The following is a 23,580-nucleotide window of genomic DNA, read 5'->3' as shown; positions in this document are numbered from 1 at the left end:
TGGAACCCGCGCAATCGGGCGTATCATGACCGTCATTTCCAGGATCTCACGAAGCGATGAAAGCCGCACGGGCCGGGGCAGTGACATGACACATGGCATTGACGAACGCCAACGCTGGATCGCGCTGATCGTGCTCTGCCTTGGCGTGCTGATGATCGTGCTGGATACGACCATCGTGAACGTCGCGTTGCCGTCTATCCGTGCGGATCTGCACTTCACCGAAACCTCGCTCGTGTGGGTGGTCAACGCCTATATGCTCACCTTCGGCGGCTGCCTGCTGCTGGGTGGGTGGCTGGGCGACCTGTTTGGCCATCGGCGGCTGTTTTTGCTGGGGATCACGGGGTTCACGCTTGCGTCCGTAGCGTGCGGCCTCGCCCAATCGCAAGGAATCCTGATTGCCGCGCGCGCGATCCAGGGCGTGGGCGGCGCGGTGGTGTCGGCGGTATCGCTTTCGCTCATCATGAATCTCTTCACGTCGCCCGCCGATCGTGCGAAGGCGATGGGCGTGTACGGTTTCGTGGGCGGGGGCGGCGGCAGCATCGGCGTGCTGCTGGGCGGCCTGCTCACCAGCGCGTTGAGCTGGCACTGGATCTTCCTCGTCAACCTGCCCATCGGCGTGGCCGTCTACGCCGGATGCGTGGCGCTGCTGCCTGCGGGCAAACCCGCTGCTGAGCGCGCGAAACTCGACGTGGCGGGCGCCATAACCGTGACCGCGTCGCTGATGCTCGCGGTATATGCCGTCGTGCACGGCAACGAAGCCGGATGGACGTCGGTGCCGACGCTGCTGCAACTGGGTCTGGCCGTCGCGCTTCTCATCGCGTTCCTCGTGATCGAATCGCGCGTCTCGCATCCGCTGATGCCGCTGCATATGTTCGCGCTGCGCAACGTGGCGACGGCCAACGTGGTGGGGGTGCTGTGGGCCGCTGCGCTGTTTGCGTGGTTCTTTATCTCCGCGCTCTACCTGCAGCGCCTGTTGAACTACAGCGCGATGCAGGTGGGACTCGCGTTCCTGCCCGCCAACATCATCATGGCCGCGTTTTCGCTGGGGCTGTCGGCGAAACTGGTGATGCGCTTCGGCATCCGCGCGCCGCTGGCGGTCGGCTTGCTGCTCGCGGCAATCGGGCTGCTGCTGTTTGCGCGTGCGCCTGTTGGCGGCAGCTATTGGGTCGACGTATTGCCGGGCATGGTGCTGATGGGGCTGGGCGCGGGCGTGGCGTTCAATCCCGTGCTGCTGGCTGCGATGAGCGACGTCGCGCCCGATGAATCGGGCCTGGCGTCGGGCGTGGTCAATACATCGTTCATGATGGGCGGCGCGCTGGGCCTCGCCATTCTTGCGAGCCTTGCGGCCGCGCGCACCGATGGCCTCGCGGCGGCGGGCGCCGACGCCGCGACCGCGCTCAACAGCGGCTATCACCTTGCGTTCCTGCTTGGCGCGATTGCGGCGCTGATCGCGTTCGCGCTAGGGGCGGCGTTCGTGCGCACGCGCTCCGCGTCGCACGATCAGAAGCAGCATGACGAGGCGCTGCAATAGTGGCGATGATGTTGCTGCGCCGTTATGCCGTTATGCCGTTATGCCGCCCCAGTCGCGAGCCGGTCGATCTCCGCAGGTTTGAGCACCGCGTGCGGCACGCCTTTGCGCACGGCATTGAGCATCGCATCGCCCATGATCCGGGTCGTCAGCACGCTCTGGGGCGAGACGAGCCGGATCAGCGAAAGCAGCGGCTTGAGCACGGCATACATCCATCGATAAGAGGCGGTGCGCGACTGGATGCCGGCTTCGGGGATGATCGCCGAGGGACGGAAAATGGCGACTTGCCGGAAGGGCAGGCGCTGCAAGGCGTTCTCGGTCTGCCCGCGCACGCGCGCCCACATGCTCTTGCCCTGTTCGCTGCTGTCCGCGCCCGCACCGGATACATACACCATCGTCATCGCCGGACTCGCGTGCAGCAACGCCTGGGCGACGTGCAACGTGAGGTCGTAGGTGATCGCGCGATAAGCGGCTTCCGACATGCCGAACGACGACACGCCGACGCAGAAGAAGCACGCGTCGACGCCAGAAAACACCGCATCCGACGCGTCGAAACGCGCGAGATCCGGCACGGTGACGGTCGTGATGCGCGGATCGTCGTCGGCCGGCGCGCGCCGGCCGACGACGATGATTTCCGCGACATCCTGCGCGGCAAGGCAGGCGCGCAATACGCCCTGGCCGACCATGCCGGTTGCTCCGATCAGTACGACGCGCATTGTCTCGCTCCGTTTCATTCGGGAATGAAGCCGCGCTTGCCCTCGAACATCACCGAGCTGGCGAGTTCCTTCTGCGCCCGCAGCGCGTCGAGGTTGCGCGTATAGCTGGCTTCCAGCACCGCGTAGGCGTCGCCGCCGAGGGCCGTGCGCAGCGGCGGCTCCGGCAACTGGCTGACCGTATAGATGGCGCTGGCCATTTTCAATGGATCGCCGGAAATAAACTCTTCGCCGAAATTCCTGACCTGCTCGCGCAACTTGCCGACGACGCCATCCTTGTAGGCGTCCAGTTGCTCAGTCCAGCGGATATTCGCCACGAAGCCCGTCGCGATGGAACCCGGCTCGATGATAAGCGTCTTGATGCCAAACCCGGCCAGTTCCTGGCTGACCGATTCGGCGAAACCTTCGAGCCCGAACTTCGCGGCGTGATACATCGAGCCGCCCGCGAACGCGGCACGCCCGCCAAGGCTGCTCAGGTGAATGAACATGCCGTGCTGCCTGGCGCGCATCGCACCGAGAAACGCGCGCGTGACATGGATCGGCGCCAGCAGGTTCAGCGCGAGCTGCTGCTGGATATCGGCTTCGGTCATCTCTTCCATCGCGCCGATCACTGCGCCGCCCGCGTTATTGACGACCACGTCGACATCGGTGTGGCGGGCGGCGGCGGCGCGCACCTGCTCGGGGAGGGTCACGTCGACCGATTCCACTTCGAGCTGTTCTGGCCAGGCCGCTTTGAGCGCTTGCAGCGCTTCGGTACGGCGCACCGCGGCGACGACACGATGGCCTTCGGCCAGCAGCTTTTCGGCGAGTGCCAGTCCGAGACCGCTGGACGCGCCCGTGATGAACCACTTTTGATTCGACATGATGACTTTCCTTCTATATGAGTGAGTACGCGCTCAATAATGAGCTAAAAAAACCACGGCGTGAGTTACGGCGTGATCGCACGCCAGGCGGCATGAAACCCAAGCTGGCAATGACGTTGCGCGTCGTCGGGATGGCTTTCGACGAATTCGATGGTGGTGTCGGCAATGCGTTCGATGATGGCGTAAAGGAAGGCGATCGGCGCGTTCAGCAGCACGCCGCTTTGCACCGCGTCTTCCATCATGCGCGACACCGCCTGGAACCGTTCCGTGGCGCGCGCGCGGGTGGCGTCCTGCAGCAGCCCGGACGCCGAAAGCCGCGAAATGGCGAGGCGTTTGGCCGTGTTGGCGAGGCCCCAGCTCACATAGCGCTGGAAGATGTGCTCGACGCGCAGCCGGAACTCCAATTCATAAGGATACCCAGGCATGATGGTCTCTCCCAGGTCTTCCTTGAGATGCAGGTACAGCGCCTGAAACAGTTCGTCCTTGCTCTCGAAGTAGGTGAACAGCGTCCCTTCGGCGACGCCCGCGCCACGGGCGATGCTCGCGGTGCTGGCCTGGACGCCTTGTTCGGCGACAGCCTGCGTGGCGGCGGCCAGCAACGCGCTGCGCTTTTCCGGACTTAAGGGACGAGCCATCTTGTGCAAGCTATTTAAGAGTGAGTACGCGCTCAACTATAGACGAAGTTTTTGGCGAGGGCAACCGCAAACGGCGCGTTGAAATCGGGGCAGAACGGGTGGGCCTGGATCCGCTCTCGACAAGACTTAAGCCTTTGTTAACGCGTGTTGAAGTAATGTGTGCGCCAATGTCATCAGAATTTTCATCACATTCACGCGTCTGGGTACGGGTGATGCTGTCAGATTTAGTCCGTCAGACGAATAAGAAGGTTTGTAATCGGTGGTAACATACGCACCCGCGAAGGAACCTCACCGCACCCGCCAGCCATCGGCCAGCCAACTCGAGCCGTCCTTCCTTACAGTGATTACAAAGAGGGCGCCATTGGCCGCCCATCTGGCGTTTCCTTGCACTTCTCGCATCGGCCCGCAAAAGAACGGGGCCCTGAACAAACATGAAAGTCCGTAATGCCCTTCATTGGGCGCCCCGAGGTCCGCGACGCTGGGGCTACGCCGCTGTCGCGCTCGCCATTGCGAGCGTCGTGCGTCTCGCACTGCATCCGTTGCTTGGGCCGATGATGCCGGGCACGGCGTTCTGTATCGCCGCTTCGCTGGTCGAGTATTACTTCGGGCTTGCGCCGGCGCTCACGGTCATGGTGCTGGGTCTGGGCATTGCCGATTACCTGTTCGTGCCGCCTTACGCCGATATTTCCGTGCTCGATTTCCACGACGCCGTGCTGCTGGTCTCGTACCCGCTCGTCACGCTGATCGTGATTACGCTGATCGAGCGTCTGCGCCGCGAGCAGTTTCGTGCGCAGCTGATCGCTTCGGTCGCGCAGTCGCGCTATGAAATGCTGCTGCGCCACGACAACGAGCGCGTGCTCGCGCGCCGCGCCGAGGACGAAACGCATCGCCTGTTGCGCCATCTCGCGCAGCATCACGAGGGCTTCATCCTCATCAAGGCGCTGGAGCGCAATGCGGCGCAGCGAGCGAGCGTGGGCCAGAGCACGTCGGCGCTGCCGGCCGCCACCGAAGTGGCGCCGGGGCCGCTGTTCGACGCCGTGCATCCGGAGGACGTCCAGCGCCTCACCAATACGCTGTGGCCGGGCGCGCATCGCGTGCGCCTGCGCCGCGCGGCGAACGAGCGCGAATTCCGCCTGACCAACTGCCATTGCGAGCGCTTCACCACGCATGCGGGCGACTTCCTCGTTTTGAGCACGGAGGCCTGACGTGGCGACTGTCGAGATGGAACCGGCCGTGCGCGAAACGCCCGCCCTGCAACCGCAACGCATTTTCAGCGAAGGCGACGGTCACGCCGTCCTGCTGCTGCACGGCCTGTCGAGCTCGCCGATCGAGCTGCGCTACCTCGCCCGTTATCTGCAGAACGAAGGCTTCACGGTCTGCGCACCGCTGATCGAAGGCTATAGCGCAGGCTCCAGCGAACAGACGATGGAGCAATGGGTCGAGTCCGCGGCGCGCGAGTTCGACGCGCTTGCCGCGCGCTACGAGCGCGTGTCGATCATCGGCCTGTCGATTGGCGGCGCGCTGGCGATGCGGCTGATCCGCGAGCGGCCCAGCGCGCAGTCGCTCGTGCTGCTTTCGCTCACGCTGGCTTACGACGGCTGGGCGATCCCGTGGTATCGCTTCCTGCTGGACTGGGCCTATTACACGCCGATGCGCCACACCTACCGGTATCGCGAGTCGGAACCGTTCGGCGTGCGAAACGAAGCGCTGCGCAAGAAGATCGCGCGCGCGATGCAGCGCAATTCGTTCAGCGAAGTCGGGCCGTCGACGATCTCGCTGCCCGCGCTGCACCAGGCGTTGCGTCTCGCCCGCGCGGCGCGCAAGGACGTGGCGGCGATCGAAAACGATACGCTCGTGATTCATGCCATCGACGACGAAACGTCGAGCCCGCGCAACCCGCGCTACGTGATCGACAACATCGGCGCGAATTTCCTGCGTACGCTCTGGCTCGACGACTCGTATCACATGATCACCTCGGACAACGAACGCGAAATCGTTGCGCGCGAAACCACGCTGTTCCTTCGCGAGAGCGAAGTGGCGCATGGCGCGCGCGATACGCAAAACCAGCCGGTCGTGTCGAAGGCGCTCGCGCGCCGTCTGCGCCAACTGGCGGCAGTGGGAAGGAAGAAGGCGTGAAGCAGTCCACAACGATGAAGGCGCTCGCGTGCGCCGCCGTGCTCGCATTCGCGCAGCAGGCCTGGGCCGACGATACGGCGACGCAACCGGCTCAACCCGCTCAAGCCACGGGCGCGACGACGCCCGACGAGTCGCCCTGGAAGATCGCGATCGGGCCGGGCGCGTATTTCGCGCCGCAGTATCCCGGCTCGCGCCACATGAAGGTCTACCCGTTTCCGGCGCTCGACATCTCGTACCGCGACCGTATCTTCTCGCAGGGCCCGGACGTGCTGGGCGTCAACGTGCTGACCTCGGAGAACTATCACCTGGGCGCGTCGCTGAGCTTCGACTTCCAGTCGCGTACGGCCTCCGACGATCCGCACCTGCGGGGTCTCGGCAATGTCGACGACGGCCCCAAGCTGCGCATTTTCGGCGACTACACGATCTGGGCGTTTACGGGCGCCGTGGCCGTCTATCAGGACATTTCCGGCAACGGCCAGGGCACGACGGCAAGCGCGGATCTCTACGCGTCGCTGCCGCTCAAAGGCTGGCTCTTTTCGGTCGGGCCGGGCCTGACGTGGGCCAATGCCGTGTACACGCGCACGCTGTTCGGGATTTCGCAGGCGCAGAGCGTGGCCTCGGGGCTGCCGCAATACGGGACGGGTTCCGGCATTCGCGACGTGCACATGACGTTCTACGCCACGCACGACTTCTCGAAGCACTGGGTCGGCTCCGTGAATGCGACGCTCGGCCGTCTCGAACACTACGCAGGCGGCAGTCCAATCACCGAACGCCGCTGCGAGATCACGACCTTCGCCGCCCTCGATTACCGCTTTTAAATTACCGCTTCTAAAGCGGCGTTTCAGGCGTTCAAACGAACGTCTGCGGATACACGAAGCGCGCCACGTCGACGCGCTCTTTCACCAGCCCCAGCGCGTGGAAGGTATCGACGATATCCTGCTGCTCCTTCACGATATCGGGCGTCACGGCCACGGTCGTATAGTTGCGCCGCCCGGTTGCCAGCCTGAGCACATCGGGCCGCACGCCTAGCTGCGGCGCGAGCAGGTTCGCGGTTTCCTGCGGATGGCTTTGCGTCCACGCATTCGCTTTCGCCAGTTCCTGGAACAGCACGCGGATCACCTGTGGGTTCGCCTTGATGAACTCGGGGCGCGCCAGATGGAAGGTGCGGTTGTTCGACAGGCCGGTGCCGTCGCGCAGCACGCGCGGAGCGCTCGCCAGTTGCTGGCCCGCGAGGAACGGATCCCACAGACCGGCCGCGTCGACATTGCCCGAGAGAAACGTCGCGCTCACGTCCGCTGCGCTTGTCAGGTAGACGGGCTGGATATCGCCGTATTCGAGCCCCGCCTCGCGCAGCGCGCGCACCAGCAGATACTGCACGTTCCAGCCGCGCCCGATCGCCACTTTCTTGCCCTTCAGTTCGCGGATCGAATGGATCGGCGAGTCCGCCGCCACGAAGATGCCGATTCCCTTCGGATAGGGCTGTTCCGCGCCCAGATAGACGGCATTCACGCCCGCCGCGTTGGCGAAAGCGGACGGCGTATCGGCGGCATGGCCGAAGTCGAGGGCCTCGGCGTTGAGCGCTTCCGTGAGTTGCGGCCCCGCGGCGAACTCGGCCCAATGTACATTCCAGCCAAGCGGCTGCAAGGCGCGCTCCAGGCTGCCCGTGCCCTTGAGGATATTGAGCGTGTTGAACTTCTGGTAGCCGACGCGCAGCGTGCGCGTCTCGGCGGCCTGCGCGCGGGTCATCAGCGATGGGAGCGCACTGGCGCCCAGCGCAGTGACGCCCAGCGTGGTGACGGAAAACTGGCGGATAAAGCGGCGTCTGCTGTGCTGCATGCTGTTGGGAAGATAAAAGAAAGAGTGGTCGAAAATTCATTCGTATCGCTGAATAAATAATCGGGATCTGTCCAGCGACGATGGCCCGATTCTAGGGACGGTCGATGCGCAGCAGAACCAAGCGTTTCGCATAACCATATCCATCGAATCGCAAAGCGGGCCCGCAAAGCACAGGGCGCGCCTTAGCAAAAGCGCGCGCATGGATATGAGCATCGCTTCGTTGGGAGCGCGCGGACGGCTCGCTACGATGGACGCCATCTAGCCACCGTCTGTCTGGAGCCGCCGCGCCATGTCCGCCCCTGTATTCACCGCCCGTGCAATCGCGAAGCGCTTCGGCGCGACCGTGGCGCTCGCGCGGCTCGACCTGTCGATTGGCGCGGGCGAAGTCGTTGCCCTGATGGGGGCGAACGGCGCGGGCAAGTCCACCTTCGTGAAGATCGTGAGCGGCGTACACGCTGCCGACGAAGGCGCGATGACGCTGGACGGCCACGCCTACACGCCCGGCTCGCCGCTGGCCGCGCAGCGCCAGGGCGTCGCGACGGTGCATCAGTCCATCGCCGATGTGGTCGTGCCCACGCTGTCCATCGCGGACAACTTGCTGCTCGACGAACTCTGCGGCGGCATCGCGGCAATCTGGACGCCACGCAAGCGGCGTCATGCACGAGCGCGCGAACTGGCGGCGCGCGTGGGCCTGGAGGGCGTCGATCTCGACGCGCCGCTGGGCACGCTGTCGCTGGCGGCGCAGCAGCGCGTCGTGCTGGCGCGCGCGCTGGCCACGCGTGCGCGACTGCTGATTCTCGACGAGCCCACGGCCAGTCTTTCCGCCGCTGAAGCCGAACGTCTCTATACCTTGATCGACGGCCTGCGCGCCGAAGGCGTGGCCGTGCTGCTGGTCTCGCACCGGCTGGCCGACCTGCGCCGGCTGGCGTCGCGCGTGGTGGTCGTGCGCGATGGCCGCATCGTCGCCGCGCAGGACGCGCCTATCGATTTCGACGCGGCGCTGGAAACGATGATCGGCCGCAGATTGCCCGCTGCCAGCGACGCTAAAAGCGAAATCGCGCAACACACCCCAGCCGCCCAGGCGGCCCAAGCCGCGCTCGAACTACGCGGCCTGCAACTGGGGCCCCATTCGGAGCCCTTCGACCTCGACGTGCGCGACGGCGAAATCGTCGCCGTCGTCGGGCCCGTCGGCGCGGGCAAGACGCGCCTTGCGCAGGCAATCTTCGGCGCGACGCGTATAAGCGCGGGCGCGATGCGGCTTTACGGCGAAGCGTGGCGGCCGCGCTCGCCACGCGAGGCGATCCGCGCGGGCGTCTTCCTGGCCGGAGAGGATCGCTGGCGCAGTTCGCTCTTTCCGGATGCCGTGCCGTTTGCCTCCGTGGCGGGCACCATCGGCTTCCCGTTCCTGCCGCGCTGGAGCCGCGCGGGCGTGGTGCCACGCGAGCGCGAGCGCGACGTCGCGCGCGAAGCCATCGACACCTTCGGCATACGCTGCAGCGGGCCCGACGACCGCGTCGCGCGCCTTTCGGGCGGCAACCAGCAGAAGGTGCTGCTCGCGCGCTGGCACGCCGAACCCGCCCGTGTGCTGCTGCTCGACGAGCCGTTCCAGGGCGTCGATGCCGGTGCGCGCGCCGATATCGCCGCCACCTTGCGCCGCCGCGCCGCCGGGCGCGCGACGCTCGTGTTCGTGAGCGACCTGGAAGAAGCGCACGAGGTGGCCGACCGCATCGTCCACTTCGATCGCGGCACCGTCGAGCGCGCCGCTCCGATTCCCACTTGAGACTCCAAACGTGAAATCCGCTACAACGCCGCTCGTCACCGACTCCGCCCACACGACCCAGGCCCACGCTATCGCGCCCTCGCGCCGCCGCGCCGCGCTTGCGTGGCTCGAACGCTTGAGCCTGCTGGCCGTGCTCGCCGCCATGAGCGTCCTGTTCGCGGTGCGCGAACCGGCCTTCGTGAGCGTCGACAACCTCTTCAGCATCCTGCAGGCTGTGTCGATCGTGGCGCTGCTCGGCATTGGCGTGACGATCACGCTCGCGGCGGGCGGCTTCGACCTGTCGGTGGGCAGCGTGGCGGCCACCGCGCAGATGGCCGCGAGCTACGTGCTGGTGGTCTGGCACGGCAACGCGTGGGAAGCGGCGGCGGCCTGCCTCGTGCTCGGCGTTGCGGCGGGGCTCTTCAATGGCCTGCTCATCACGCGCCTGCACGTGCCCGACCAGCTCGCGACACTCGGCACGCTGTTCCTGCTCGCAGGCCTGCAACTGATTCCCACGGGCGGACGCTCGCTCGCCACCGGCACGATCCTGCCCGACGGCAGCGAAGCCAGCGGCGCATTTCCTGCCGCGTTCCTCGCGTTGGGCCGCGCGCGGCTGTTCGAAGTCGTGCCTGCGCCAGTGCTGGTGTTGCTGGTGCTGACGCTGGTGGTCTCGGCGGTCATGGCGCTCACGCGCTGGGGCCGCGTGATCTACGCGATCGGCGGCAACGAAACCGCTGCGCGTCTGGCCGGTGCGCCCGCTGCGCGCTATCGCGTGGCGGCGTACGTTGCATCCGGTGCGATTGCCTCGCTCGGCGGCCTGCTGATCGCGGCGCGCGTGGGACGCGGCGACGTGAGCGCGGGGCATTCGCTGCTGCTCGACGCCGTGGCGGCCGCGCTGGTGGGCTACGCGGTGTGGGGCGTGAAGCGGCCCAACGTGCCGGGCACGGTGATCGGCGCGGTGTTCGTGGGCGTGCTGCTCAACGGCCTGACCATGCTCAACGCACCTTACTACCTCCAGGACTTCATCAAGGGCGCGCTGCTGGTGGTGGCGCTGGCATTCACCTTCAGCATCGGGCATCGCGGCGGGGCGCGCGCTTAACAAGACCCGCTGTCGATGTTCCAGGTTTCAAACCAATAACCACGAAACAGCCACGAAATAACCAGGCAATCCTGACGATATGGAGAGGGGAAACATGAATACCGCAAAGCACGCTTCGCAGACCCGCAAGGCGCTGACCCGCGCCTTCGGCACGCTCACGCTCTGCGCGGCGGCGCTGCTGGGCGCTGGCGTCGCGCACGCCGGCGGGGCTGGCTCCGCGCTCAAAGGCGCGCCCGCGCCGTTCGACAAGGGCGGCGTGAAGGTCGCGCTGGTCAATTACCTGTCCGAAGGCGACTTCTTCCAGGCCTACGAATCGGGCGCGCAAAAGCAGGCGAAGGCGCTGGGCATCGACCTGCGCATCTACGAAGGCCGCCAGGACGCCGCGCAGCAGCGCGACCAGATCCAGCAGGCCATCAACCTGGGCGTCGCGGCGATCATCGTCAATCACGGCCTGCCCGAATCGCTCAAGGACGTGGTGCAGCAGGCGCTCGACAAGGGCATCAAGGTGGTGGCCTTCGACGTCGATCTCGCCAATCCGCGCGTGCCGCAGATCGAGCAGAGCGACCATGACCTGGCGTCGCTGCTGCTGCAACAGGCGGTGAAGGACAACGGCGATGCGTTTTCGGCGGGCTATGTCTATGTGGCGGGCTTTGCGCCGCTCGACCGCCGCGACGCGGTCTGGCAGGCCTTCAAGAAGGCAAACCCGAAGGTGCGCGAGCAGGCGCGCTGGGGCACCGTGGACAACCCGATTGCGCAGTCGGTGGCGAACCAGGCGTCGGCGGCGTATCGCGCGCATCCGGATATCCGCGTCGTGATTGCGCCTTATGACGAGTTCGCGCGCGGCGCGAGTCTCGCGGCGGGCGAGGCGAATCTCTCGAACAAGCTGCGCATTTACAGCGCCGATATTTCGACCGCCGATATCGAGGCGATCCGCGCGCCGAACAGCGCCTGGGTCGCGACGGCGGCGACCAATCCCGCCGTGGTGGGCGCCGTGTCGGTGCGTGCGGCGGCGCTGGAAGTGGCGGGGCAGCCACTCGATCATCACATCACGGTCAAGCCCACGCTGGTCACGCGCGACGATCTCGTGAAGAACGATATCCATACCATCGCGGAACTGGGCGCGAAGTTTCCGGCGTTTCGCGTGAGCACGGCGGCGACGGCGGGGTGGATTCCGGTGGAGTGACTTGACGCATCGTTTCAGCGCGCAGTATCAGCGTTCACCGGCGATAAAAAATCCCTGTGCCTTGCGGTACAGGGATTTTTCATTTCCAGGCTGCGTTCAGCCTTTGAACTCGACCGAAACAAACACCTTCTTGCAACGCTCGACGACTTCCCATGTGCCCTTGAACCCGGCCGGAATCAGGAAACGGTCGCCCGCCCGCACGGTGCGCTCCGCGCCTTCCTCGTCGCGCAGCACCGAAACGCCTTCCAGAATTTCGCAATACTCGTTCTCGGTGAAATTCACTGTCCATTTCCCGCATTCGCTTTCCCAGATGCCAGTCGAAAGCTGGCCGCACGCGCTCGTGAAGTGCATGTGCGCGGCCTGGCGCGGCACGCCGGAAATGACCGCCTCGGGTTTGGGCTCCCATTCGAGCGTCTCTTTGGCGGGTTGCGAGTAATCGACGATGTCCAGAATGCGCATGATGATCGGAGTAGTGGAGGGACTAGCTTGATATCCCGACAAAATGCGGCTGGCAAGCCAGGTTCGTTCCTTAGCGATTCTTTAAATGATAAAAACTAATCGGTCGATGAAATCAGACCATTTTTATTCATGGCGGTGCTTTCCTGAGATCACGGCCACTGTCCTCGCGCGCTCCCGCGCCGCATGCCGCCTGCTCAACTGATAGAGTCTGTCGATGTTCATATGAGCGGGAACTGGTGCGTTATGCCGGAAGAATATCGATTCGATGTGTTTGGCCGCCGGATGGCGATTGCCAGAAGCGGCGGCGCATGGGTCGCATATCTCCTTGGCGCTGAAGGCAAGCGCAGGCGCGCTTCGTTTGAAATCCCCGATTTCGTGAGCGCCGACGAACTCGCGCAATATCTCGACGATCTGTTCCATGAGGATGCGAGCCTGGAAAGGCCGAGTGTCGTGTCGCTTGGAGCGAGTGAGCGATGAACCCGACAAGATTGTGCTCGCGGCACGGAGAACGTCGTTTCGAGCGTGCGTCGCCACGTATTGCGCAGTGGATTCGTGATCGTGGTGCGTTTGGCGCGGGCGAACCCGTCAAGGTCTCGCTGGATCGGGCCAAATGCACGGTGGCGGCGTGGATGACGTGGACGGAACTGCACGAGCACGAGGCCGTCACGACGATGGTCGAGGGTGTGGCTCACGTGCACGCATTGCCGATGATCGCCAGGTTGCGAGGATCGTGGGAACCGGTGTGCCCCGATTGCCGCGACGAACTCCTCGTGCGCTCCGGCGCGCAGCCGGACTATCCCACCCCTGTCGAGCGTGCGTTCGATATGTCGCCCATTGCCGACAATGCCGAATCGCGCAAGCCGCTGTTCGCGTGCAGCAAGCATGGAATTCAGCGCCAGCGCCTGGCGTCGCCCGCGATCGTGAAGGCGGTCAGTCGCGGGGCGGCCTCACTGGGCGGGCGCTCGATCAAGGTGATTGTCCAGAACACGCATGGCGAACAGGTGTTGTGGTTCGACCAGGCTTTGCTGCGCTATGCGCTAGGCGACCAGATCGACGTTTCGAGTGGTGTATACCGGATCGATAACGGGAGCGAAGCCCAGTTGCTGCGCGAGCTGGGCTGGCCGGTTTGCGGACAGTGCCTGGAGGCGTGGGTGGAGGGCGATCCTAGCTCCCCAGCAAGCTGAGATAGCTGGACGTTACGGGTTCGTAGCTGGCGGCATCCAGCCATGCCCGGCCGCCCGTCGAACTTGCCGCGCCATAACCCCACGCAGCTACGCGCTTTGCGGTGCGTGCCTCATTCGCCATACCGGCCAGCATGCCGATTTCGGCGAGATCATCGTCTTTGAGCAACAGTCTTTCGAGCCAGCGTTCGAGATGGGGCCGTGCTGCTAGCGTCGCTGACTTGCTGCGGTTGCAGGTCGGATGAGCGAGAACCAGGTTGTGAACCTGATCTCGCGGGTAAAGCGAGAACGGAACGAAGTGATCGACGTCGGCGCTGACGATCGCGCATTGGCAATAGAAGCATTTTGCGCCATCGAGTTTGCGCAAGTGTGTGTCGACAATCGCCAACGACTGTCGCGAGAATGCGAACAGGAAATCTTCCAGATCGCCCGCATCGCCAAGAATGCGGTGATTCTGGCGATTGGATTTGATGTGTTCGATCCAGTGTGCCCGCGATAGCTGCTGCACCAGCGTATAAAAGCGGCGCAAACAATAGGCGATACCTGGTCGCAACGTAATGCGGCCGCGTGCGGATCTCACATAGAGAAACTCGTCGGTGAGGCCACCGAAATTCTGCAGGTAATTGAGTGGCTGAGCAGAGACCACGCTGGATACTTTCGCGAGCATCGCCGCGTAAGTGGGTGCCCTGCGGGCTTGCTGAACCGTTATGCCCGGCGCGCTCGCCCTGAAGTCGCCAATTGCGTTCAATATGGCGGCTTGAGCGCCAAGGTTCTGGACGAGGACACCCGCTTCTGTCCCGACCCGGCCTGTGCCGTACGGCATTGCCTGCTGCCAGTAGAGCCGCACGAAACGCTCAGCAATCTGTCTGATGGTGAGGGGCAACTCAGCGCCGTCATTCGTACCGGCCTCCACTGCGAGATCCGCAAGCGAAATCAACAAAGCGAACTTATATGTGGCGGTGAAATCGCCCTCGGCAAATAGCCGTTGAAGCCTGGAGAGAAAGTCGAGTTGCGCTTCGGGCGACGGGGGCGGGGACATGGCGCTCAATCTCTTGCGCTCCAATAGTCCGCCTTCGCAGGTATGATCCATCGCACACCGCCGCGCGGATCCTCAATATCTCCCTGATAGCGCGGTATCAAATGAATGTGCAAATGAGGCACCGTCTGACCCGCTGCTGCTCCGTCGTTTATGCCAATGTTGTAGGCATCGGGGCGAAATTGCTCGTCGAGTGCGAGCTTTGCGCGATCGACGAGGATAAAAAGTTGTTCACGTTCGGTTAGGGACAAGTCGAACAACGAACCCACATGCCGCTTCGAAACAATCAGCGTGTGACCCGGCGAAACTGGAAAACCGTCGCGTAAGACCGCTCCTGTGTCGTTTTGATCGACGATCCTGTCAGCCGGAATCGCGCAGAACGGACATTGAGAATGCATGATGGATCAGTGCAAGTGGGAATGACGCATTTTCTCACGTCACAAAGCCTTCTCCGCCGAAACGCCAAACACCCGCCCATGCCAGGCTTCCGTCGCATCATCGGCGGGAAACATGCATTCAAGCCTTAGTTCCTGCGCGGCCACGCTTTGCGGCGTACCCACGCTCGTGACCATCGAAAAGTAACTCCGCACCTCGCCATCGCACTCGAAACCCAACGGAATCACCGGCAAAGCCGCCGTCGAAACCGCAGCATGATGTGTGCGCCAATCCCCCGGTACATCGGGATAGTCCAGCAACGCGTCGATCAACGATTGTGTCGTCCCGTCGATCACATGCCCCACGGCTTCGCGATGCACGCGCTGCAAAAGACTGCGCGCGACATTCTGCCAATCGTGCACGTAAGGCCGCATCCCTTGCGGGTCGAACATCAGGTGCAGCATATTGCGAGGCTGGGTGCGCGCGCTCATGTCGATGAAATGGCCAAAGAAACGCGGCGCGGCGGCATTGGTCATCAGCACGTTCCAGTGCCGATCCATCACGATCGCCGGATACGGTTCATGCTGCCGCACGACGCGCTCCAGCGCACGAATGACGCCCTGCATTTCCTGCGCGTTCCAGGGCGCTTCCGAATACATCGGCGCATAACCGGCCGCGAGCAACAGCGCATTGCGCTCGCGCAGCGGCACATCAAGTGTCTGCGCGAGCGTGAGGATGGTGTCGCGGCCGGGCACGCTGCGGCCGCTTTCGATGAAGCTGATCTGCCGCTGCGAAACGCCAGCCTCCAGCGACAGGTCGAGCTGACTGACGCCGCGCACGTCGCGCCAATAGCGCAGCAATTTACCGAACCCGGCGTCTTTCATCGGCGTCTCCCTGTCGAGGCCCGTGATTGAATATATCGGAGTCAGCGCGCCCCCGCACGCCACGCGAACGCTTCGAACGGCGCTTCGAGTGGCGGTTGCGTCACGCTGCCGGTGTAGTTCGTGATGGTCGAGGCTGCGACCACGGCGATGACTTCCAGGATCTGTTCGGCACTAAAACCCGCGGCGATAAAACGTTCCTGTTCCATGTCGCCGATACGGCCACGCGTTTCGATCAGCGCGCGTGCGAGCATGGAAAGCGCCGCGTCCTGCGCGCCGAGCGGCACGCCGCCCGCGCGGATCGCATCGACATCGGCAGGCTCGACGCCTTGCTGCAATGCGAGCGCGCTATGAAAAGCGACCGCCCAATCGCTCGCGTTGGTGACGGCATTGGTGAGCAGCAGAACCTGAATCTGCGCTTCGCTCAGGCTGCTCGTGTGCACACGCTGGAACAGCCCGATGAAACCGTTGATAAGCACCGGCGACGCAGCCATTTTTGCAGCAATGTTCGGAACGATTCCAAATGCCTGCTGAAGCTGCTGCAAAACAGGCTTCGATTGTTCCGGCGCGGTGTCGAGGGCGTAAAGAGGAAAGCGGGACATGATGGCTCCTTGCCGTGGAGCGCGGCCGGTCTGGCCGCGCGACAGGCAAAGAGTAGGCGCGCCCGCGCGGCGCGCCAATTACATCGCATGTAATCAATACGAGAACGTCGCGCCAAAAAACACGCCCTTTGCGCGATCGTCGCCAGCCACGCGCACGCGATACTGCACCGATACATCGACGAACGAGCGCGGCGCGTCATACGGGCCGCCACGGAACCAGAAACGCGCCGCGACGCCCGCGCCGATACCGACCGGCACACTATGGTCGATTGCCGAATCGTAGTCCGCGCCCGCTACCAGATGCGGGAAGATCGTCAGGCGCGGATCGATCGCATCGAGCCGGAACGTGCGGCCCAGCCGCACATTGGCGGTCGCGTAGGTCGATGGATGCTCGATGTAGTGACCGACTTCGCCATACGCCACGCCCGTCCACCAGCTCGGCACGTCCTGTCGCAAGGTCGTGCCGAAGCCATCCGACCACGCCGCGCGCGCGAGCCAGTCGCCGCGCACGCTGGAGCCGATCGGCAGGATGCGCTCGAAGGCGAAGATCGCGTTGGTCGAGGTGAACGGCTTCACGCGCGCGCCCAGCGCCGCCTGCAAGGTCTGCACGCCCGAAGGCGAATCGCCCTTCACGCCGAAGTTCTCGTAGCCGCGCGCGTAAAGTTCGAAGGCGCGTTCGCCCAGGCTGCCGAAAGGACGCCAGTAGGCTTCGGTGCCCGCTTGCCAGTTGTTGGCGATGCCGGGTGTCGGGTTGGTGACGAGGCCGTTCTGGATGCCGCCGCCGCGATAGTTGAGCGAGGCGTTGAAGCCCCAGTTGCGGGTGGCGTCGGCGTGGGCGCTGCGGGCGTCGGCGAGCGCCTGCGGGGTCATCGGCGTTGCGTCGTCCGTGGCTTGCGTGCCGTGGTCGATGGCGCGTTCGAGCCACTTCGCCCCTTGCGCGTTGTGGTGCGTCTGCAAGGCGGCGTAGCCCGCGTCGCCGGTGGCGGAGGGCGGCAGCGCGCCCTGGGCGTCGGCCTGGGCAAACGCCGTGTAGGCGCGTTGCGTGTCGCCTGCACGCTGCGCGAGGTATGCGACCTGCAGCGGATCCATGCCGTCGATCGCGCCGCTTGCGAGCGCATCGCGTGCGGCGGCACGCGCCGCATGGTCGTCTCCGTTCGCGACGAGTGCGTCGATCAGTTCCAGCCGGTGCTGCGGGTCGTCGGGCGCGGCGGCCACCGCGGAACGCATGGCGGTGACGGCAGCGGCATGATCGCCGCGCGCCGTGGCTTCGCGCGCGGTGCGCACGTCCGCGAAGGCGGGATCGGCGGCGTAGAGATCGCACGATGCACCAAAGCGGTCGTCGTGACAGTCGAAGATCGGGCGCGCCAGCGGATCGATGTCCGCCATGTGGCCTGCATCACGGGCGGCCAGCATGCGATGCGCGCGCTGGCGGCGCAGGTCGATGACGGCGTCAGTGTCGTCGTGGGCCACGCCCAGCGGCGCGAGCACATCCAGCGCCTGCTGCGGGCGATGCTGCGCGAGCCGCACGTCGGCGATGATCGCACGCGCGGTGCGGGCGTCGCGTAAGGCTCGCTTCGCGTCGTCGCTTGCGTTTGCCATTGCCTGGTTATCCGAATCATTCGACGACAGCGCGATGGCATGCGAGAAGTCATCGTCAGCGCCGTTTTCATGCTGCGCCGCGCGTGCATAGCCGCGCAGCGTCCAGGCGAGCGGATTCGTGCGGTCTGCTTCGATGGCCGCGCTGGCGGCGGCTTGCGCACCCGCCATGTCGCCGCGCGCAAACAGCACGTCGAGCAGCTGCATCCGCAATGCGGCGCGATCCGGCGCATAAGCCACCGCCTGTTGCGCGAGCTTTTGCGCCGTCTCCAGGTCGCCGCGCTCACGCGCGTCATAAGCGGCGATCGACGCCTGCGGTGCGAGCTTTGCGCCGATGAACGTGCGGCGCGTGCGTAGCTCCGTTGTGTCGCCGGTTTGTGCCGTTGCGTCCTGCACGGCCACCCATGCTTCATCGTCGTGACCGGCTGCGGCAAGCGCGTCGATCAGCAGGTAGCGCAGCCGCTCGACATTGGGCGCCAGCGCAATCGCTTGCCGGGCATGGTCGATGGCGCCGTCATAGTCCTTGTGTGCGTACGCGCTATAGGCCGCGCGTGCCTCCACGCCTGCATGGCCGGGCAAGTCGCTTGCGCCGCCCGCCCCCGCAGCCGCAATCTGCGCGCGCCGCGCGACCAGCACCTCAATTGGCCCAAGTTCGCGAATCGCATCGCTCAAGGTTTGTTCGGCTTCTTTCGGATGCCCGCCCGCCGCCAGCGCATTGGCGCGCAGCACGCGCAGGTCGGCCACATCGGGCCGCTGGCGGATCGCCTCGCTAGCAAGCGTCGCGCTCTCGTCGTAGCGATGCTCGCCGTAAGCCGCATAGGCGTCGTGCGCGACACGGTACGCCGCGCCTGATAGTTCAAGCGGCAGCACCTGATCGGCATGAGCTTGAGGCGCATGGAGCACGGTGAGCGCAGCCAGCAGCCACGCGGCGGCGGCTGCACGCGGCGCGCGGTGTGAAATGGTGTTGTTGAGTACGGCGCGCGTCATCGGCCTCCCGTTTGCGCGTCGCGCAGTTGCTGTTGTGCGGCAATGGCGCTTTGCAGTGCCTCGCGCGAGATGATGTGGCGCGCCACCATGAAGTCGCCGATGCGGCCGTCGCGCTCGGGGCGATAGTCCTGCAACGCAGCGTCGAATCTAGCCCTTGAAACAAGGCCCATTTCGATCAGCAGGTCGCCCAGCAGCGGCACGCCGCGCGTCGCGCCCAGGTCGGCGGGCGACATCACGGCGACTTCGCCGTGCGCGCCGGTGAGCAAGGGTTCTTCCGCGCGGCGCAGGATGCGCAGGCCCGCCGTCACTTCGCTTTCGCGCACGATATGCAGCGACACCGTGCGCTGCGTGAGCGCATGCAGGTCGTCGATGGCGGCGTCCGATAGCAGGCTGGCCGCGACGAACACGGCATGGCCGTTCTCGTCGAGTCCCTGTGGCAGCGTGCGCAGGCGCACGAGCACGTCGATGGGCACCTGGTTGTCGGGGTCGTCGAGCTTCGCGGGCACGAAGTTGCCGCGCGGCAAGTCGGTCTGGAACGCCACGGCTTCGGCGAGCGTTTCTTCGTCGAGCCAGCCGTTGGCCATCAGCACGCGCCCAAGCGGCGCTTCGCGCGCGTGTTCTTCGTGCAGCGCGCGTTCGAGCGTCGCCGGGTCGATGGCCTGCCACGACACCAGCAATTCGCCGAGCGTCTGGCGCGTGTTGCGCAAGCCGCCCGCACTCGGGAAGTCGTGCATCGTCTTGTCCCACGTGAGGCGCTTGCCCGTGACCAGGTGGATCAGGAACAGCCTCCACGCGCGCAGCGCCGCCAGAAAATTGATGAAGTTGCTGATGACGAGGCGCGGCACGGCCAGCACGCCATGCTCCCAGCCATACAGGCGCGTCGTGAAGATCACGCGCTGCACGACGCGCAGCAACAGCGCGATGAAGTTCGCGGTGAGCAGCGTGTTCATCCACGGCGAATCGATGAACGGCGAGGGGAACAGGTCGGGCGTGAGGCCCAGCAGCGACGCCAGCGCGAACAGCATGAACTGGATCACCAGCAGGTAGCCCACCATGCCGACGAACGACGTCACCACGCCTTTGCGGTCGCGCAGCAGCAGGTAGCGGTTGGCGATCGAGCCCGTCCAGCCCGTGAGCGCCCAGCCTTGCAGGCCGATGCCCAGCGTCCAGCGCGCGCGCTGACGATAAGCGGTACGAAGCGTATCGGGGAAGTACTCGCGCACGCACAGCGGCATGGTCGTGGTGACTTCGCGCTCGGGGCCAAGGCCGAACCAGCTCGTGCGATGCGTGACGAACTGCACCGGGAAGCGCGCGAAAATCGATTGCAGCCCCATCCTGCCGATACGCTCGCCGATGTCGTAGTCCTCAGTGAGGCTTTCGGTGTTGAAGGGCTGCGCCTCGGTGTCGGCGATCAGTGCGAGCATCGCGCGGCGCGAGAAACAGGTGCCCACGCCCGCCGACGGCACCGCGCCCACCAGGCTCTCGCGCACCACCAGATCCTTCGCGTGCCATTCCGCGAATTCGTCCATATAGGTGCCCGCCACCAGCTCGCACCATTCGCGTTCAAGCGACGCCACCGGCAACTGGATCATGTCCTTGCGCGGCAGGAGGTAATTGAAGAACTTCAGTTCGAGCGGATGCAGCACGTCCTCGCTGTCGTGCATCACCACGCCCGCGAATTCGGTGCCCGCCTCGAACTCGTAGCGGAACACCGCCTGCACGATCCAGTTCAGGCAATCGGCCTTGCAGGTCGGGCCGTCGTGCGGCACCTCCACGCGATGCAGGTGCTTGTAACGATGGCGCATGCGCTCCACTTCGGCGATGGTCGCGGCATCGTTCTGGTAAGTGCCGACGAACACGCGATACGCACGGTAATCGAGCACCCGCACGAGGTCTTCGATCATCGCGGCAATCACGTCGTGCTCGTGCCAGGCGGGCACGATGATCGCGAGCGGCTGCTCGGTGCGCTGGTGCAACTGTGCGACGGTAAGCGGCTTGTACTGCCGCTTGATCGTGAAATGGCGCACCGTTTCGCGAATCCAGTACCAGAGGTCGATGAACAGGTCGTCAAGGCTCGACAGCAAAATGATGGCCGAGATGAACACGGCCGCGTGCTCCAGCCACTGGTAATACTGCGCGAGGGCGATGCGCCCATAGAAGCCGAGCGTCGCGAGCATCATGGCTTGTCTCGCGGCGGGGCGTCCTTGCTGCCGTTGTTACTGCCATTGCCATTCGCGCTGGCGGGCGGCTGTTGCGCGGCGGCGCGGCGTTCTTCGCTCGTCTGCGCGGTGCGGCGCTTGCGGGCGATCTGCGCAATGATGATCAACGCGAGCAGCAGCAACATCAGCACGAACGGAATGCCCCAGCGCGCCCAATGGTGCGTGACCCATGCGGTGCTGTCCGCGCCGGTGGCGGTGAGATCATCGGGATTCACGGTGTCGAAGCGCTTGAGCACGCCCGTCGCGTCCACCACGGCGATGTTGCCGCGCGAGAGCTGGAGCTTGTCGGTCAGCACGGGCGCGGCGCCCGTCGAGCGATAGACGATGCCGTGCGCGTCGCCCGATGTGCCCACGCTCAGCACCGCGAGGCGCGAGAGGCCGGAGACGTCGATCAGCTTGTCGCCCTTGCTGGAGCTCAGTTGCAGACGGTCGGGCGAGAACGCGACGGGATCGCTCTCGTCGGCGAGCGCGACGTCGGTGGCGAGGAACGGCCCCGACGGATGTGCGGACTGCCCCTTGCCGATCACCTCAAAACGCGCGGGCAAGGGCGCGACACCGGCTGCGCCGGTGAGCACGGCGAGGCGCGGCACGCTATGCAGCGCGTCGTCCAGGTACGCCTGCGGGACGATCACGGTCGCCGACGACGCATAACGTGCGGCCATGCCGACGAAGTCCGCACCGGGCGTGCCGTCCGCGAGCTTCAGATAGCTGCTGGGCAGCACGGCGACGGGATAGGCCTGGCGCGCCTGGCAGCCCGCATCGGGTTGTCGGCGGAACGTCACGCGCAGGTCGTTGGTGCGCGCAAGCGCATAGCGCGGGATCTTCAAACGCAGGCGTTCGCGGTGGCCGTCCACGTCGAGCAGCTTCGCGCCGATCATCACGTCGTTGAAATAGACCGTGGCGGTGGCCGCGCCGTTTGAGAGCGTGGGCGAGGCCGCGAGATCGAGCACGACTTCATCGGGCAGTTTCTTTTCGCCGGACGCGGCGGCCAGGTCGAAGCTCGCTTCCCACGAGTCGATCGAATGGACGTCGACGCTGCGCGGTTCGCCGCCAAGGTCGGACAGCAGGATGCTGTCGCCGTGCAGGCGAGCGCCCGGATCGATGTGATGCACCACCACGCGCTGCGCGACGTCGATGGGGCGCCAGCTATGTGCGAGCACGCTCGCGCCCGCGTTGTCGCCCACGACGATCACGGCGCGCCCGCCATAGTGGGCCACGCGGGCTTCGCCGGCGGCCAGCGGCGCGACGATCTGCGCCGCAGTGTTCGCGCGCCATGCGTCGAAGCCGGGCAACTCGCCGGGTGCGCTCGCCGCGACCTGCGCGCGCAAGGCGTCAAGCGCTGCATTGAAGCGCGTGCGCAAGGCGGCGTCCGCAAGCAGCACGTCGGGGCTGAAGGCGTTGCGCGGCGCGAGCGCGAGCAGCGCGCCCAGTTCGGCCTCGCTGGCGATGACGTGCTGGCTTGCGTCGGGGGCGCTCGCGGCCGTTGCGAGCGCATCGAAGGCGGGGATCGCGCGCAGCGGTGCAGGCACGGACGTCACGTCCAGGCCGCGCAGGTCGGCGGGTTGACCCACGGCGGGCACGGCCTGCATCGTGGGCCGCTTGCCGTCGCGCTGGAGCAGGGCGTCGGTGCGCCAGGCCGTGTCGAGCGAGGCCGCATCCAGTTGCGCGCCCGCGACCGTGAGCACCGGTGCGTAGGGCAGCGCGCTCCACGCGGTGCGCAGGTCGCGCACATCGGCAGGGTCGAAGCGGTAACTCAGGCGCGTGGAGGGATCGACGCGCAGCACGTTGCCAATCGCGGTCTGGTCGGTGCAGACGTTGTCATTGATGACCGAAGCGTAGCCCAGGCCCAGCCGCACGAAACCCACGGAGCGCGCCGCGCCGTCGACGCCCAGGTTCACGCTCACGCCGCCCTCGGACTTGTCGAGCGCGCGCGACGCCACCGGCGATCCGTCTAGCGACAGCAGCATGGTCGTGCGGCCGCCGTCGCCGCGCACGTAGCCGCCGTCGAATTGCAGCGTGGCGTCGCTGATCGGCACATCGGCGGGAACGGGCAGGAAAAACTCGCGGCGGGTATCGGGCGCGGTCAGCGTCACTGCGCTGAGCAGGCCGAGTTCGCGCAGCGTCACGACGCGCGTGACGGGCACGCTGCGGTTGAGCTGGGCGAAGCCGTCGGCATTGGCGTCGGCGGCAAGGGCCGGAACATTGATTAGTACGCCGAAACAGGCGGCAGAAAGCATGAGTGCGCGCGGCGCGCGATGCGTGCAGGAGATCAAGTGCAGTTCTCTCGGGACGAGTTGGGCCGGCGACGGACGATCCGTCCGGCGCATGGAGCGAAGCGTGGCGTCAGTGCGCCTGCGCTTCTGGCAATGAGTGAGTCAGGTCAGCGCGACCTGCCAGATCGGTCGGGCGGTGCGTGTGCACGCGTGCCGGTTGAAGCGACCGGTGCAGCGGCGTTGTGTAAATCGAGAAATAGGGAAGTGCATTGCTGACGA

Annotated in this window: 21 protein-coding genes; 9 read left to right on the top strand and 12 right to left on the bottom strand. The window is 65.4% G+C overall.

Annotated elements, in window-relative coordinates:
* Positions 1-85 precede the first annotated feature (85 nt).
* Positions 86-1,531 carry a DHA2 family efflux MFS transporter permease subunit gene (locus tag BBA01S_RS09740; protein WP_027816262.1) on the top strand — a complete coding sequence of 482 codons (1,446 nt, stop codon included), beginning with the start codon at positions 86-88 and terminating at the stop codon, positions 1,529-1,531.
* Between the two features lie 38 nt (positions 1,532-1,569).
* On the opposite strand, the gene BBA01S_RS09735 is transcribed toward BBA01S_RS09740, so the two are convergent.
* From BBA01S_RS09735 to BBA01S_RS09725, 3 genes are all read right to left on the bottom strand, one after another.
* Positions 1,570-2,244: an NAD-dependent epimerase/dehydratase family protein gene (locus tag BBA01S_RS09735; RefSeq protein ID WP_027816261.1), complete on the bottom strand. Its 675-nt coding sequence runs from the start codon at positions 2,242-2,244 to the stop codon at positions 1,570-1,572.
* Between the two features lie 14 nt (positions 2,245-2,258).
* Positions 2,259-3,104: an SDR family NAD(P)-dependent oxidoreductase gene (locus BBA01S_RS09730; RefSeq protein ID WP_027816260.1), complete on the bottom strand. Its 846-nt coding sequence runs from the start codon at positions 3,102-3,104 to the stop codon at positions 2,259-2,261.
* A 65-nt stretch (positions 3,105-3,169) separates the two neighbouring features.
* Positions 3,170-3,739, bottom strand: a complete 570-nt coding sequence (locus BBA01S_RS09725) for a TetR/AcrR family transcriptional regulator (RefSeq protein WP_027816259.1) — start codon at positions 3,737-3,739, stop codon at positions 3,170-3,172.
* A gap of 431 nt (positions 3,740-4,170) precedes the next feature.
* Between BBA01S_RS09725 and BBA01S_RS09720 the strand changes: the two genes are divergently transcribed.
* From BBA01S_RS09720 to BBA01S_RS09710, 3 genes are read left to right on the top strand one after another with little or no spacing between them, the layout of a single operon-like run.
* Positions 4,171-4,944 carry a DUF4118 domain-containing protein gene (locus tag BBA01S_RS09720; protein ID WP_027816258.1) on the top strand — a complete coding sequence of 258 codons (774 nt, stop codon included), beginning with the start codon at positions 4,171-4,173 and terminating at the stop codon, positions 4,942-4,944.
* A gap of 16 nt (positions 4,945-4,960) precedes the next feature.
* Positions 4,961-5,875, top strand: coding sequence for an alpha/beta hydrolase (locus BBA01S_RS09715; protein WP_027816257.1), 915 nt, complete (start codon positions 4,961-4,963; stop codon positions 5,873-5,875).
* A gap of 14 nt (positions 5,876-5,889) precedes the next feature.
* Positions 5,890-6,693 carry a MipA/OmpV family protein gene (locus BBA01S_RS09710; protein ID WP_027816256.1) on the top strand — a complete coding sequence of 268 codons (804 nt, stop codon included), beginning with the start codon at positions 5,890-5,892 and terminating at the stop codon, positions 6,691-6,693.
* A gap of 31 nt (positions 6,694-6,724) precedes the next feature.
* On the opposite strand, the gene BBA01S_RS09705 is transcribed toward BBA01S_RS09710, so the two are convergent.
* Entirely contained in the window at positions 6,725-7,711 is a 987-nt protein-coding gene (locus BBA01S_RS09705; protein WP_042296605.1) for an aliphatic sulfonate ABC transporter substrate-binding protein, read from the bottom strand.
* Between the two features lie 289 nt (positions 7,712-8,000).
* On the opposite strand from BBA01S_RS09705, the gene BBA01S_RS09700 reads away from it, so the two are divergent.
* The 3 genes from BBA01S_RS09700 (at position 8,001) to BBA01S_RS09690 (ending at position 11,752) form a co-directional block, all read left to right on the top strand.
* Positions 8,001-9,491 carry a sugar ABC transporter ATP-binding protein gene (locus tag BBA01S_RS09700; RefSeq protein WP_027816254.1) on the top strand — a complete coding sequence of 497 codons (1,491 nt, stop codon included), beginning with the start codon at positions 8,001-8,003 and terminating at the stop codon, positions 9,489-9,491.
* A 142-nt stretch (positions 9,492-9,633) separates the two neighbouring features.
* Positions 9,634-10,569 (top strand): ABC transporter permease, encoded by a 936-nt coding sequence (locus BBA01S_RS09695; protein WP_245641473.1) that lies wholly within the window; start codon positions 9,634-9,636, stop codon positions 10,567-10,569.
* A gap of 94 nt (positions 10,570-10,663) precedes the next feature.
* Complete coding sequence (locus tag BBA01S_RS09690) at positions 10,664-11,752, top strand: substrate-binding domain-containing protein (protein WP_042296603.1); 1,089 nt, start codon at positions 10,664-10,666, stop codon at positions 11,750-11,752.
* Between the two features lie 96 nt (positions 11,753-11,848).
* On the opposite strand, the gene BBA01S_RS09685 is transcribed toward BBA01S_RS09690, so the two are convergent.
* On the bottom strand, positions 11,849-12,211 hold the full coding sequence (locus BBA01S_RS09685) for a cupin domain-containing protein (RefSeq protein ID WP_027816251.1): 363 nt from the start codon (positions 12,209-12,211) through the stop codon (positions 11,849-11,851).
* Positions 12,212-12,394: 183 nt separating this feature from the next.
* On the opposite strand from BBA01S_RS09685, the gene BBA01S_RS48770 reads away from it, so the two are divergent.
* Together BBA01S_RS48770 and BBA01S_RS09675 are read left to right on the top strand one after the other, a co-directional pair.
* Positions 12,395-12,688 carry a DUF7661 family protein gene (locus BBA01S_RS48770; protein WP_456152321.1) on the top strand — a complete coding sequence of 98 codons (294 nt, stop codon included), beginning with the start codon at positions 12,395-12,397 and terminating at the stop codon, positions 12,686-12,688.
* Positions 12,685-13,395 (top strand): hypothetical protein, encoded by a 711-nt coding sequence (locus BBA01S_RS09675; RefSeq protein ID WP_156965905.1) that lies wholly within the window; start codon positions 12,685-12,687, stop codon positions 13,393-13,395. Before BBA01S_RS48770 ends, BBA01S_RS09675 begins: the two co-directional genes overlap by 4 nt.
* Here BBA01S_RS09675 and BBA01S_RS09670 read toward each other — a convergent pair.
* The 7 genes from BBA01S_RS09670 to BBA01S_RS40720 all read right to left on the bottom strand — a co-directional run bounded on the left by BBA01S_RS09670 (position 13,376) and on the right by BBA01S_RS40720 (position 23,325).
* Positions 13,376-14,431, bottom strand: a complete 1,056-nt coding sequence (locus BBA01S_RS09670; protein WP_042296749.1) for an HNH endonuclease — start codon at positions 14,429-14,431, stop codon at positions 13,376-13,378. The genes BBA01S_RS09675 and BBA01S_RS09670 overlap by 20 nt on opposite strands.
* A 5-nt stretch (positions 14,432-14,436) precedes the next feature.
* Complete coding sequence (locus tag BBA01S_RS45830) at positions 14,437-14,826, bottom strand: HIT family protein (protein ID WP_084162038.1); 390 nt, start codon at positions 14,824-14,826, stop codon at positions 14,437-14,439.
* Positions 14,827-14,865: 39 nt separating this feature from the next.
* Positions 14,866-15,687: a helix-turn-helix domain-containing protein gene (locus tag BBA01S_RS09660; protein ID WP_027816247.1), complete on the bottom strand. Its 822-nt coding sequence runs from the start codon at positions 15,685-15,687 to the stop codon at positions 14,866-14,868.
* A 41-nt stretch (positions 15,688-15,728) separates the two neighbouring features.
* A complete protein-coding gene (locus tag BBA01S_RS09655) occupies positions 15,729-16,286 on the bottom strand; it encodes a carboxymuconolactone decarboxylase family protein (protein WP_027816246.1) in 558 nt (185 codons plus the stop codon).
* A 93-nt stretch (positions 16,287-16,379) separates the two neighbouring features.
* On the bottom strand, positions 16,380-18,869 hold the full coding sequence (locus BBA01S_RS09650; protein WP_156965904.1) for an NfrA family protein: 2,490 nt from the start codon (positions 18,867-18,869) through the stop codon (positions 16,380-16,382).
* Positions 18,866-21,049: a glycosyl transferase family protein gene (locus BBA01S_RS09645; RefSeq protein WP_027816244.1), complete on the bottom strand. Its 2,184-nt coding sequence runs from the start codon at positions 21,047-21,049 to the stop codon at positions 18,866-18,868. Before BBA01S_RS09645 ends, BBA01S_RS09650 begins: the two co-directional genes overlap by 4 nt.
* Entirely contained in the window at positions 21,046-23,325 is a 2,280-nt protein-coding gene (locus BBA01S_RS40720) for a cellulose biosynthesis cyclic di-GMP-binding regulatory protein BcsB (protein WP_156965903.1), read from the bottom strand. Before BBA01S_RS40720 ends, BBA01S_RS09645 begins: the two co-directional genes overlap by 4 nt.
* Positions 23,326-23,580 lie beyond the last annotated feature (255 nt).

Origin of the sequence: Paraburkholderia bannensis NBRC 103871, from assembly GCF_000685015.1 — a bacterium.
In the GTDB taxonomy this organism is placed as follows: domain Bacteria; phylum Pseudomonadota; class Gammaproteobacteria; order Burkholderiales; family Burkholderiaceae; genus Paraburkholderia; species Paraburkholderia bannensis.
This window is presented reverse-complemented; position numbering and strand designations above follow the sequence as displayed.